This window comes from Paraclostridium sp. (assembly GCF_051656405.1).
GTDB lineage: Bacteria > Bacillota > Clostridia > Peptostreptococcales > Peptostreptococcaceae > Paraclostridium.
Map to the genome: position 1 here is coordinate 32,126 of NZ_JBOGBV010000079.1, position 13,674 is coordinate 45,799.

Here is a 13,674-nt window from a genome sequence, read left to right on the forward strand (position 1 = left end):
TTAAAAAGGAGAATCTAAAAATCCTCCTTTTCATTCAAAATATTTCTTAAATTATAATCTCCAATATAAAAATTCTTTTAATTTATCTCTTTCAAATATTCCTTTTACATCTATTAAAACTTTTTTGCCATTAGTATATAGTTTGTTTAGAATATTTGTATCTATATTTTTAATTTCATCATGAGCTACAGCACAAATAATAGCATCTATATTTTTAATTTCACTTAAATTTGTTAATTTTATTCCATATTCTTTGTTTGTTTCTTCTTTATCCGCAACAGGGTCATATACTATCACTTCAACTCCATAATCTTCTAGCTCACGTATTATATCTACAACTTTAGTGTTCCTAGTATCCGGACAGTTTTCCTTGAATGTTAATCCCATCATAGCTACTTTAGATCCTTTTATTTGTTTTTCTGCTTTTATAAGACTTTTTATAGTATTTTCTGCTATATATTTCGCCATTCCGTCATTTATCATTCTTCCTGAAAGTATTATTTGAGAATGATAACCTAGCTCCTCAGCCTTATATATAAAGTAATATGGATCAACTCCTATACAGTGACCTCCAACTAATCCAGGTCTAAAGTTTAAAAAATTCCACTTAGTTCCAGCTGCTTCCAAAACAGCTTGAGTATCTATGTTCATTTTGTTAAATACCATAGCTAGTTCATTCATAAATGCTATATTTATATCCCTTTGAGAGTTTTCTATAACTTTAGCAGCTTCTGCTACTTTTATACTTTCTGCTCTATATACTCCAGCTTCTATAACTATCTCATATACTTTTGCTACTATATCTAATGTTTCATCATCACAACCCGAAACAATTTTTATTATAGTTGTTAATCTATTTACTTTGTCTCCTGGATTTATTCGTTCTGGTGAATACCCCACCTTAAAATCTTCACCATACTTTAAGCCCGACACTTCCTCTAATATAGGTATGCATATTTCTTCTGTTGTACCTGGATAAACAGTTGACTCATATACTATAACAGATCCTTTTGTTAAATTTCGTGCAACTGTCTTAGTTGCTCCTATTACAGGTTTTAAATCTGGTGTTTTATCACTATTTATAGGAGTTGGTACTGCAACAATATGGAATTTAGCTTCTTTCAACTTAGTCTCATCTGTTGTAAATTCAACCTTGCTCTTCTTTAGTTCTTCATCTCCAACTTCTTTAGTAGCATCTTTCCCATTTACATACTCCTCTACTTTAGACTTATTTATATCAAATCCAATAACATCTACGTACTTTGCAAATTCAACAGCTAAAGGTACTCCTACGTAACCTAATCCAACAACTGATATTTTTTCCTCTTTTTTTAAAATTTTTTCATATAAGTTCATTTTTATTTCCTCCTTAGTTTTTACCTTTGAATGTGCCTTTTAAAATTCCAACTATTGATCCAATTCCATAAGAAATATGCAATATATAAAATGATTTAATTAAATTCCAAAATGATGATGTTCTATCATTAATTCTAAATGAAATAATAAAAACTAAAAAATTATAAGCTATAAAAGAAATGATACTTATAATTATTAATTTTTCATAAAAAAATGATAGTAAAATTGGTATTAATATCGATAGTACAAATATTAGCGGAATAAAATGTCTAATACTAAGAGATCTTAAGTCTTTTGTATAAATAATTGTTAATATGTTCCACTTACCATTTAAGTAATTATTTTTCCATAGTGATTTTAAATTATCTCTTGCAAAATATTTAAATCTTACATCAGGTACTAAATATATTGTACCTCCATTTTTTAAAATTCTCTTATTAAGTTCTATATCTTGATTTCTCTCTAACCTCTCATCATAATATCCTACTCTTTCAAATATATCCCTTTTATATAGCCCAAATGGAACTGTGTCAACCTTCATAGGTTTATCTACGCCTACTCTAAATAAACTATTTCCTACTCCAAATTTATTTTTTAAAACTTTGGCTATAGAACTTGAAATTTTATTTTTATTTATAACATCTGATTCACAAACAGCTCCAACATTATCTGCATTTAACTTTTCTTTCCAATATATAAGCTTACTTATATAATTTTTGGGATATTCTGAGTGTGCATCAAGTCTCATTATATATTTCCCTCTAGATTCTCTTATTCCCTTATTCATTGCAATAGGCACTATTTTTTCTGGATTATCTATAATCCTTATAAATTTATATTGACTAGCATATAGATTTATTAAATCTCGAGTTTTATCATTGCTTCTTCCATCAACAAATAGTACTTCTATTTTATCCTTAGGATAATCCATTTCTAATATAGAATTTATACATTTTTCTATATATTTTTCTTCATTCAAGGTTGGTATAACTATACTAACAATTACATTCATCCTAAACTCCTATCTACTTAAATAATCCTAGTATTACATTAACTACTTTTTTTATATCATAGCTATTCATTTTAGTATCAGAAGGTAGACATATTCCTCTATTAAATAAATCTTCTGATATACTTCCTTCGACTAATGAACTAAAGAACTTAAATTTTTTAAAAATTGGCTGCATATGCATTGGTTTCCATACTGGTCTTGACTCTATATTTGATTTTTCTAAGGCCATCATTATATCTAATGGCTTAACCTTACAATCTTCCTTTAAAGTTGCTACTGATAACCAATAATTTGGTTCTCCAAAATCACATATAGCCATCATTTCTATTTCATCTATATCGCTAAAAGCTTCTTTGTAAGCTTCATAAATTTCTTTTTTCTTAAAAATTCTATTATCTAGAACTTTCATCTGACCTCTACCTATTCCAGCTACAATATTGCTCATTCTATAATTAAAACCTAGTTCCTTATGCTCATAATGTCTTTCAGCTTCTCTAGATTGAGTTGCCCAAAAAAGAGCTTTTTTAGTATATTCATTATTATCGGAAACTATCATTCCACCACCAGAAGTAGTGATTATCTTGTTTCCATTAAATGAATATATACCTATATCGCCTATAGTTCCACTTTGAGCTCCTTTGTAAGTTGCACCTAAAGACTCAGCCGCATCTTCTATAATAGAAACATTGTATTTATTACATATATCTTTTAACTTATCGTAATCTGCACTTTGTCCATACAAATTAACTACTATAACAGCCTTTGGCATTTTGTTGTTTTTCTCTGCATCATCAAAAGCTTTTTGAAGTGCAATTGGGCTCATGTTCCAAGATTCATACTCAGAATCTATAAATACAGGCTCCGCACCTTGATATATTATAGGATTTGCAGTAGCTGAAAAAGTTAATGTTGAACAAAATACAATATCTCCTTGTCCTACTCCTAAACATTTAAGTGCTAGATGTATAGCGCTTGTTCCGCTAATTAATGCTGTAGCAGATTGTGCACCTGTATAATTACATACTGATTTTTCAAATTCACTAACATTTGGCCCAAGTGGTGCAATCCAATTAGTATCAAATGCTTCATTTATATAATTTATTTCTTCTCCTCCCATATGAGGTGATGCAAGGTATATTCTTTTAGTCATTGATAATTCCCCCTCTATTTAAAAACGGTTTTTAGTATATAGCCTATATCCTTTATAAAGCTATATCCTCTTATATATTCTAAGTTTATTTCTACTTTATCAGGAAATATAACTTCCTCATTATACAGTTGAGGATCTTCTACTGAGGCTAATATTTCTTCTTCATTTCGATATTTTAACGTTGCTGGTCCTGTTATGCCAGGTCTTATAGATAAGAATATTTCTCTTACCTCTTCTGGTATAGTGTATACTAATTCCTTAACATCTGGTCTTGGTCCAACAAAACTCATATCTCCTTTGAATACATTTATTAGTTGTGGTAATTCATCTATTTTAGTTTTTCTAAAAATTTTTCCTAATTCTGTTATTCTAGGATCAAATTTTGTTGTAACTGTTGTATTAAAATCTATTTTAGATGACATTGTTTTAATTTTAATTATCTTAAATTCTTTACCATCCTTACCTATTCTACTCTGAGCGAAAAATCCACTCTCCTTATATTTTACTCGTACCAAAAATGCCGCTATTAATATTACTGGAATCGCAACTATCAATCCTACAAGCGAAACAACTATATCAAATAGTCTTTTTGCACAACGCTTTTCTAAACTTAATTTAACTGGCAAGGTTTTTGCTTTTCCATACTCCATCACTTCACCTACCCTATATTTCTATTCACTTCTTCCGGTCTTATATATGTAGTAACTAACTCTCTCATTACGTTATCAATTAGCTCTACCTCTTCTTTATCAACAATAGACTTTAAAATCTCTAAATGCATCTTGCATCTTTCTGAATCAAAATCTATTGGCTTTCCAATAAATATTTTCTTATGATTAGTGTTAGTTAAACCTTCCTCTGACATAAGTAATTCTTCATATAACTTTTCTCCTGGTCTAAGTCCAGTAAACTTGATTTTTATATCTATATTTGGTTCAAATCCGCTAAGTCTAATTAAATTGTCCGCTAAATCAACTATCTTAACTGGATCTCCCATATCAAGTACAAATATCTCTCCACCTTTTGCCATAGCTCCTGCTTGTATAACCAGTTGAACGGCTTCTGGTATTGTCATAAAGTATCGTATAATATCTGGGTGAGTTATAGTTACTGGTCCACCTTCTTCAATTTGTTTTTTAAATAATGGAATAACACTTCCGTTACTTCCAAGTACATTTCCAAACCTAACTGCTACAAACTCTGTTTCACTTTTTTCATTCATAGTTTGTATTATCATTTCTGCTGCTCTTTTTGTTGCTCCCATTATATTAGTTGGGTTAACAGCTTTATCTGTAGATATAAGTACAAATCTTTTTACTTTGTATTTATCTGCAAGTGTTGCTACGTTTCTTGTTCCAAATATGTTATTTTTTATAGCCTCACTTGGGCTTTTTTCCATAAGCGGAACATGCTTATGCGCTGCTGCATGGAATACTGCATCAGGTCTATACTTATTAAATATTTCATCCATACGCTTTTCTTCTCTAATTGATGCTATTACTGTTTTAAGATTTAAACTGCTACCGTATTTTCTTATTAACTCTTGTTGAATTGCGTATGCGTTATTTTCGTAGTTATCGAGTATTATGAGTTGTTTTGGATTAAAGCTTGCTACTTGTCTACATAGTTCGCTTCCAATGCTTCCTCCACCACCTGTTACTAAAACTACTTTATTTTGTAAATACTGACTCATTTCAGCTAAGTTTACTTTTATTGGTTCTCTTCCTAGCAAGTCTTCAATTTGAACATCCCTGATTTTTTTTATATCTACTTTTCCATCAATAATTTCATATACACCAGGTATTGTTCTTAATTTACATTTTGTCTGTTTACAAATTTCTATAATATGTTTCTTTTCATGTTTACTTATTTTAGCGATTGCTATTATAATTTCATCAATATCATATTTTTCTACTAGGTCATGTACATCTTTTATATTTCCTAAAATCGGTATATTATGTATTCTTCTACCTTTTTTACTTACGTCATCATCTAATATTCCTATAGGTTTTTTTAAAAGTTGAGGATTATTTTTAAGTTCTTGGATTACCATATCTCCTGCACTTCCTGCTCCTACAATAAGTACATTTGATGATTTTTCTTTCAAACCACTTCTTATTAAAACTCTTCTACCTGTTCTATAAAGAAGTCTTGTTCCTCCTGTTAATGATATAGTTAATATGGTGTTTAAAATGTAAAAAGTTATTGAAAATTTCATTCCCATTAATAGGTGTATTAAACAAGTTGCTATTACTGATAATGTACACGCAACTACTATTGCAAGTAGTTCTTCTTCTCCTGCATATCTCCATAAGCTGTGGTAACATCTACATATCGATAAAGTTACTATACTTACAAATATATAAATTAAAATTGCTCCCATAGCTATATGCTCTAGTTCGTATTGTGAGTAGATTATCCAAGTAGAAACTATAAATGATAGCACTATACATGCAATATCTGTTCCAACTAAAATTAGTTGTCTCGTCTTGTACTTACCTAATAAATTTTCTAATACACTTTCCTTCTCTGGGGCTGCGATTTCAGTCTCCATAAAACTAATCCCCCTTTTTAATATAAATTTTTTTAATTTTAATATAAAGTTTCTTAGGTAGCATCCGTAATATATATTTACAAGGGTGCTACCATAACCCCTAAGCAATAAATTTCAAATTTTCATAATGTTAAACTTGTTTGGTGCACTAAAATTTTCGCCGATTTTAGTGCATAAATTTTTAGCGTTTCTTCTTTTTATGTTTAGAAGTTCTGCTTGAATCACTTTGTTCATAATAATAGCTATAGTAACCATACGAACCATTTTTTTCTATATATTTATTAAGTACGGCACCAATTACATTAGCTTTAACTTTTTCTAGTCTTTCTTTAGCTATTTTTGCTCTTTCTGTTTCTACATCTTTAGCTCCAACTACAAAAATCGTTCCATCTGCATAGTTAGCTACAACCCCTGCATCCATAATAATTCCTATTGGTGGTGTATCTATAAATATATAATCATAGTGATCTCTTAAGCCATTTATAAATTCTCTCATTTTTTTTGATTCTAATATCTCCGCTGGATTTGGAGGAATAGTTCCCGCTGTTATAATTTGTAAATTTTCTAACTCTGTGTTTTGAACACATTGTTTTAACTCTTTTTTTCCTGTTAAAACATCAGTTAAACCTAATGCATTAGGTTTACTAAACATTTTATGAACACTTGGATTTCTAAGATCTGCATCTATTAATAAAACTCTTTTTCCTTCTAAAGAAGCAAAACTAACAGCTAAATTAGATGCAACTGTTGTTTTTCCTTCATCTTGTTTAGAACTTGTTATTACTATCGTTTTCATTTCATTGTCAAGTTTAGAAAATTGTATATTAGTTCTAATACTTCTATAGCTTTCTGCTATTGGTGATTTGGGATCATTAAATGCTGTTATATTTATCATCTTATTTACCACCTTTCTTACCTTTATTTTCATGAGGTATTACTCCTAGTAGTGGTAATCCTAAGTGTTTTTCTATATCTTGAGGTACTTTTATTTTATTGTCTAGATACTCAAGTAAGAATATAACAAATAAAGATATCATTATTCCTAGTACTGCAGCAATTGCGATATTCATTATTTTATTTGGCTTTATAGGTGTTTTAGGAACAATTCCTTTGTCTATAACCTTTACACTGTTAGCTTTTGTTATTCGCTTAACTTCCTTAGTGAATGCTTTTGGTATAGCGTTTGCTATATCAGCTGCTCTTTGAGGATTTGTATCTTGGACTGATACTGAAATTATTTGAGTTTCATTAACTGACGAGACGTTTATTTTATCGGCTATTTCTTCGTAACCACCTTTTATGCCTAGTGATTTTGTTACTTCATCTAATACGGCCTTTGACTTTATTATTTCTCCATAAGTTACTGCCAGCTTTTCAGAAACATTTATCTGGTCAGTTGTTATGACATCCGTTCCAGGTGCTTTATCGCTATTTACTAAAATTGTTGTATCTGATTCATACACTGGACTTAGTACAAAAAAGCTTATGATTGCGCTTATGATTACCGCTACTGATGTTATTAAAACTATTATCCATGCTCTTTTTTTGATAATCTGAAAATACTCTTTTAAGTCGATAGTCTCTTCCATTTTTGCCTCCATTTTCTGCTTATTTTCTTCGTTTTTCTGCCTATTTTGATCTATTTTACGTGCTATATATTAGCATTTTATGCTATATTTGTATATAGTTTCTACAAAGGCTCTCTTTATTTTACATATATCGACTTTTTCAGAATATTCTTTAGTGTTTTTTCGACATTTCTTATTTTTTATGCTTAAATAATTTATGATTAACGAATATTTGTTGATAACTTATGAAGTATAGTCACATCAAAATATTAGTGAAAGTAAAAAATGACATTTTGAGCAACGGACGAAGTCGTTGGCGACATGAAGTGGTTCGCAGACGTAGTCGCTCAAGCGAAGCGAATTTTTTATTCTCCTGTACTAGTTTGAGAATCATTATTTTGTGAGTTATCAGTACCAGTATTTCCCCCATTTGTATTGCTTCCGTTATTACTTTCAGTATTATTATTGTTGTCTTCACTAGATCCATTATTTGAACCAGTATTATTGTTATTTGAGTTATTATTGTTACTATTATTATTATTTGAGTTGTTACTTGAACTATTATTGTTATCCGGTTTACTAGTAGTGTTATTATTCGAATTATTATTACTATTACTGTGATTATTGCTCGGTCTACTTGGCTTACTAGGCTTTGTTGTTTGAGGCTTTTCTTGAGTTTCTTTTTTAGGTTCTTCTTTTTTAGGTTCTTCTTTTTTTACTTCAGAACTACTTTGAAGCATTTCTTTTTTAGGTTCTTCCTTTACTGTTGAGACAGTTTGTTTTTCAACTTTGTTATTTATTATTAATTTTCCATCTTCAATATCAAAATTTAATAAGTTAGCGCTTTTTAAAAATTCCGGAGATACATATAACTCTTTGTTTTCGTATATTGGTTTTGTATCTATTGGAATTTTGTATCCGTTTATTTCTTTTTCTTCTAATGGATAGTAATTTTCATCTACTTTTGCAAAAGATGATTTGTTTTGAATTATTACTTCTTTTGAATTTACACTTACTTTTAATTCTTCTTTAGATTCTTTTACTTCTCCACCTAGTTTTTTTACTAATGTTTTAAAGGGAACGTAATCTTGTCCATTTTTTTCAACTATTTTTATTTCATTTGCAAATGCAAGTGTTGTTGTAGATAATGCTATTACTGTTGTTAGAGCTAGTATTTTTTTATTTTTCATAGTGTACTCCTTTCTAATTTTATATTTCTACTAATTCATTTTGTATAACTAAGTTTTTATTTTCTGATGTGTATTCCCAATTTGGAGCTTGACTATCTTTACTAAATGCTTTTATTTCTAATTCTTCTATCTTTTTATCTTTATTTAAATCCTTTATTGTTTCTCCTAAAAACTTCATTTGACTTAATGCTTTTTCAGGTTGTTTTATACTTTCAAGACTTAATGATATTTGAGTTTTCCCGTTTGCATCTTTTATAGATTCTACTGCATAATATTGTGGTACGCTTTTAGATTCTTCTTTTATTGTGTGGTATGTTTGAATTTCTACTTGTTGTTGATCTACTGCTTTTATAAGAATTTGAGTTTTAGCTGCTTCATAGTTGAAATCTTGTGCTTTTTCTTTATCATCGAATATGTATATGTTAAAGTTTTTATTCATATCCTTTATTATATTTTTTGAAAGCTGTCCAATTTCCTCTTTATTAAAGTCCTTTTTTTCTAAAACTACAAATGTGTTTACTCCATCTTTTTCTTCTTGTTTTATAATTTCATAATCATCTTTAGATATGTTTATTTCTGATTTAGAACTAGATACTCTAGATACATAATGTTCTTCTTTTGATTTAAAAGATCCCCCCATGAGTGTAAACCCTACTACTACAACTGCAGTTAAAGAACAAGCTATAACTATAACAAGTTTTTCATTTTTCTTATACTTCATCATTATTTCCTCCTAATTTTCACTCTCTGATATAATATAACATTTACTTATTTATTTTTTTGCCTAAACCTGTCGAACGCAATATAAAAAAGTTACCTCAAAATAGGTAACTTTTTTAAAGTTTTATGCTCCATAGTAATAGTTATAGTATCCGTAAGATCCATTAGTGTCTTCAAACTTGTTAAGTACAACACCTAGTATGTTAGCACCTACTTTATCTAATCTTTCTTTTGCTATTTGTGCCATTTCTATATCTACTTCTTTTGATGCAACTACTAATATACTTCCGTCTGTATATGTAGATAGTATTCCTGCATCAGTTATGATTCCTATTGGTGGTGCATCTATAAATATATAATCATAATAATCTTTCAATGATTCTAAGAATATTTTCATTTTATTTGATGCTAACATCTCTGCTGGATTTGGAGGTATTTTACCACAAGTTAATACTTCTAAGCCATTTACTTCTGTTTTGTTAACACATTCATCAAATGATTTTTGTCCAGTTAAAACATCTGTAATTCCATGAGTGTTGCTTATATTAAACATTCTATGTACTGTTGGGTTTCTTAAGTCTCCCTCAACTACTAGTATTTTTTTACCTTCCATAGCAGCAAAGCTTACTGCTAAATTAGCTATTACTGTACTTTTACCTTCATTTTGCTGAGAACTTGTTACTAGTATTGATTTTATTTCTTTATCTACATTTGAATATTCTATATTAGTTCTTATAGTTCTATATGCTTCTGATATTGGTGATTTTGGATTTCTTTTAGTTATTAGTCTTTTTAGCATGCTTTTTTCTACCTTTCTTTTCTATATTTTCATTAGGTACTACTCCTAGTGTAGGTAAGTTTAGATATTTTTCGATATCTTGAGTTGTTTTCATTTTTCTATCCATAAATTCTAATAAGAATACTATAAATAGTCCTATCATAAACCCTAAAACTCCAGCTATTGCTACATTCATAACCTTATTAGGTTTTACTGGTTTTTCAGGTACTCTTGCCTTGTCTATTACTTCAACACTGTTTGCATTCGTTATCCTTTTTGCTTCTTTAGAAAATATTGTAGGTATAGCATTAGCTATTTTCATTGCCTTACTTGGACTTGTACTTGTTACGCTTATAGATAATATTTGAGTATCCTTAACTGTCTCTACTTTCAAACTATTAAGTAACTCATCATAAGTCATGTTTAAATCTAATTTATTTATTACTGAATTTAGTACTGATTTTGATTTTATTATTTCACCATATGTTAACGTTAACTTTTGAGTAACATTTAACTGGTCTCCTGTTATCATATTATTAGTTGCAGCACTTTGTTCTGCATTAACTATTAAAGTTGTACTTGCTTGATATTCTGGTTTTAATACAAAGAAACTTATAAGTCCGCTTATTATCATTGCTATTACAGTTATTAGTGCGATTATCCACGCTCGTTTTTTAATTATTTGGAAATATTCCCTTAAGTCTATCGTTTCTTCCATTTGGCCCTCCTATTGGTGTTTTTTTCCCCATACGATTTATGTATCGACGCCTTATTATAAAACTTTACACCTTTTAGCTAAATTTTTCAATTTTTTTACACGTTTCGCCAAAATAAATTTTATTTTCACTAAACGCAAAAAGCTATCTAAAAATATAGTAAATATCAAATTGAATAGGAAATATTAAAATTGCAGCTACCTTTAAAGCATTATTTCAGCTTTGGAAGCAAAACTTTAATATTTTCTATTCATATCCACTATATATTTTAGATAGCTTTATTTTCCCTCACTTATTGTTGAGTGTAATTTTTATAATCAAATATGAATTTTTTAAGTTGTTCGTTATTGTATTCTTTATCCCAAAGAATTACCCATCCTTTTTCTTTACTTACTATTTTTCCATCTCTATGTCCCTCAAGTGGGAATTCAAGTTGTGGGAATTCACTAAATTTCATTTTTATAACTTTATTAGCTAATTTAAATATTTCCATTGGAGGTATATTAGTTTTTGTATATCCTAATATAGTGTTTCCTATTTCCATAAGGTCTCCAGGGTTACTTGATAATTTGTTATATGCAGCTTGCATAACAGTTCTTTGTCTATTATCTCTTTGATAAGCATCATCTGCATATCTTATTCTACTGTATGCTAGAGCTTCTGCTCCATTTAAAGTTTGTTTGCCAGCACTATTTACACCTGGAATATAACTTACCTCTTTAGGTAATACATCTATTTCAACTCCACCTAAAGCATCTATAATTTTTTCAAAAGAGCTAAAACTTACAACAGCATACTTGTCAATTTTAAGTCCAAAGTTTTTATCTATAGTTTGAAGTAAAAGTGCAGGCCCTCCATAAGCGTAAGCATGCGTTAATTTTTCTTCTCCATAACCTGGAATTTGAACATAAGTATCACGTGCAAGAGAAGTTATTCTAATATCATTATTTTTTTCATCGATAGTTAAAACCATCATAGAATCAGATCTATTTCCCTTGTCTAAATTATTTCCATCAACTCCAGCTAATAATATATTAGTTATACCATCTTTATCATCAGCTTTTTCAACCTTTTCTTTTACATCTTTAGCTGCACTACTATCATATATAGAGTTTAGCTTAAAATAAAAATATCCAAAAGCCACCATCGGAACAGCTACAATGAAAATAACTAATCCTATGACTATTTTTTTGAAAGTACTCATAAAATCCTCCCTATACTAATTATTAATTTAGATATCCATATATTAGCACATATAAATATCGGTTGCTACTTATTTTTCTTTAGCAAAAAGTAAAACCAAGGATTTACTTTTCATCCTTGGTTTATTGATTACATTCTATAATTATCTCTGTACCTATTCCAACTTCACTTTTAATTTTCAATTTATAGCTGTATAAATTAATTATTTGAGCTGCAATAGATAGTCCTATTCCAAAGCTATTGTTATATTTTCTTGATTTATCAACTCTATAGAATTTATCTGTTATCTTTGGAATTTCTTCTTTTTCTATTCCTATGCCATTGTCTTTTATAGATATATACATTTTCCTTTTTTCTCTGTACACTTTTATTTGTATTTCCTTTTCATCTTTTTCACAGTACTTTATAGCATTATCTATAAATATTATGAAAAGTTGCTTAAAATGTTTCTTGTTCATATAAATATAAGCATCTTTTTCACACTCAAATTTAAAATCAACATCTTTTCTTATGACTTCAAAGTCATATATAACTTGATCGATTGAAGCTTCTAAGTTTATTTTTTCTATTTCTTCATCAACTATTGTTTTGTTGTCCAATTTCCCGAGTTCTAATAAGTCATTTACAAGTTTTGTTAATCTATCAACTTCATCTAAACTTATTTTAAGCGATTTATTTAGTGTTTCAGGATCATTTTTTCCCCATCTATCTAACATCTTTAAATGTCCTTTTAATATGGTTAGAGGCGTTCTAAGTTCATGTGATGCGTCTTGAACAAACTGTCTTTGAACTCCAAATGAATGTTCAACTGAGTCCATCATTTCATTAAATATTATATTAACTTTATCAAACTCATCTTTTGGGTTTTGTATATATACTCTACTTGTTATTCCTTTTTCTTGTACCTCTTTCATAGTGTTGCTTAAGTTGTTTAATTTTTTTATAAACTGTCTTGATATATATATTCCTGCTATTAAACTTATTATTAATCCTATTATCAACATAAAAACAATTATAAGGATTGTATTTTCCAGGAAATCATCATATAATTCACTTTCTCGCTCTAAATACATATAGTATTTTTGATTTCCTATATGCACAGGAGTTATTAAGCTTACCTTGTCATTATTTACGCTCAAAGATGTATCTATAATATATGAACTTGGTTTTTGATAATTGAAATGTTTAGGTTTTTCATCCATTGTATTTAAAATTTCTTTGTTATCTGAATTATATATAATAGCGTTTAAATTCATAGATTCTAAAATTTCTTTTTGCACTTCATCCGAGCTGTTGTTATTAAGTAAAATTTCTAATTCATTGGCTCTTGATTGAATTTCTTCTTTTTCATATTTTATAGTCCAAACTCTAAATACTATAAATTGAGATATATAAGTTATTAAAAATATTACTACTATAGATATAAA

The 13,674-nt window shown here is 28.8% G+C and carries 13 protein-coding genes; all 13 read right to left on the minus strand.

The window, feature by feature from the left end; translation table 11 throughout:
* Window positions 1-51: 51 nt before the first annotated feature.
* A complete protein-coding gene (locus tag ACRDDE_RS12970; RefSeq protein ID WP_438627889.1) occupies window positions 52-1,356 on the minus strand; it encodes a nucleotide sugar dehydrogenase in 1,305 nt (434 codons plus the stop codon).
* Between the two features lie 13 nt (window positions 1,357-1,369).
* Window positions 1,370-2,368, minus strand: a complete 999-nt coding sequence (locus tag ACRDDE_RS12975) for a glycosyltransferase family 2 protein (protein ID WP_438627891.1) — start codon at window positions 2,366-2,368, stop codon at window positions 1,370-1,372.
* A gap of 13 nt (window positions 2,369-2,381) precedes the next feature.
* Window positions 2,382-3,518 (minus strand): DegT/DnrJ/EryC1/StrS family aminotransferase, encoded by a 1,137-nt coding sequence (locus ACRDDE_RS12980; RefSeq protein WP_438627893.1) that lies wholly within the window; start codon window positions 3,516-3,518, stop codon window positions 2,382-2,384.
* 14 nt (window positions 3,519-3,532) lie between these two features.
* The gene (locus tag ACRDDE_RS12985) at window positions 3,533-4,168 is read right to left on the minus strand and encodes a sugar transferase (protein ID WP_438627895.1); all 636 of its coding nucleotides are present in this window, start codon (window positions 4,166-4,168) and stop codon (window positions 3,533-3,535) included.
* An 8-nt stretch (window positions 4,169-4,176) separates the two neighbouring features.
* Window positions 4,177-6,072 (minus strand): polysaccharide biosynthesis protein, encoded by a 1,896-nt coding sequence (locus ACRDDE_RS12990; protein ID WP_438627897.1) that lies wholly within the window; start codon window positions 6,070-6,072, stop codon window positions 4,177-4,179.
* Between the two features lie 181 nt (window positions 6,073-6,253).
* Window positions 6,254-6,967 carry a CpsD/CapB family tyrosine-protein kinase gene (locus tag ACRDDE_RS12995; RefSeq protein ID WP_438627899.1) on the minus strand — a complete coding sequence of 238 codons (714 nt, stop codon included), beginning with the start codon at window positions 6,965-6,967 and terminating at the stop codon, window positions 6,254-6,256.
* Between the two features lies 1 nt (window position 6,968).
* Window positions 6,969-7,661 (minus strand): YveK family protein, encoded by a 693-nt coding sequence (locus tag ACRDDE_RS13000; RefSeq protein WP_438627901.1) that lies wholly within the window; start codon window positions 7,659-7,661, stop codon window positions 6,969-6,971.
* A gap of 344 nt (window positions 7,662-8,005) precedes the next feature.
* A complete protein-coding gene (locus tag ACRDDE_RS13005) occupies window positions 8,006-8,830 on the minus strand; it encodes a stalk domain-containing protein (protein WP_438627903.1) in 825 nt (274 codons plus the stop codon).
* Between the two features lie 19 nt (window positions 8,831-8,849).
* On the minus strand, window positions 8,850-9,551 hold the full coding sequence (locus ACRDDE_RS13010) for a hypothetical protein (protein ID WP_438627905.1): 702 nt from the start codon (window positions 9,549-9,551) through the stop codon (window positions 8,850-8,852).
* A 123-nt stretch (window positions 9,552-9,674) separates the two neighbouring features.
* On the minus strand, window positions 9,675-10,349 hold the full coding sequence (locus ACRDDE_RS13015; RefSeq protein WP_438627907.1) for a CpsD/CapB family tyrosine-protein kinase: 675 nt from the start codon (window positions 10,347-10,349) through the stop codon (window positions 9,675-9,677).
* A complete protein-coding gene (locus ACRDDE_RS13020; RefSeq protein ID WP_438627909.1) occupies window positions 10,327-11,046 on the minus strand; it encodes a YveK family protein in 720 nt (239 codons plus the stop codon). The genes ACRDDE_RS13015 and ACRDDE_RS13020 overlap by 23 nt, the downstream gene beginning before the upstream one ends.
* Before the next feature lie 290 nt (window positions 11,047-11,336).
* Window positions 11,337-12,248, minus strand: a complete 912-nt coding sequence (locus ACRDDE_RS13025; protein WP_438627911.1) for an LCP family protein — start codon at window positions 12,246-12,248, stop codon at window positions 11,337-11,339.
* Between the two features lie 121 nt (window positions 12,249-12,369).
* Window positions 12,370-13,674: sensor histidine kinase (locus tag ACRDDE_RS13030; protein ID WP_438627913.1), on the minus strand; the 1,305-nt coding region annotated here is incomplete at its 5' end.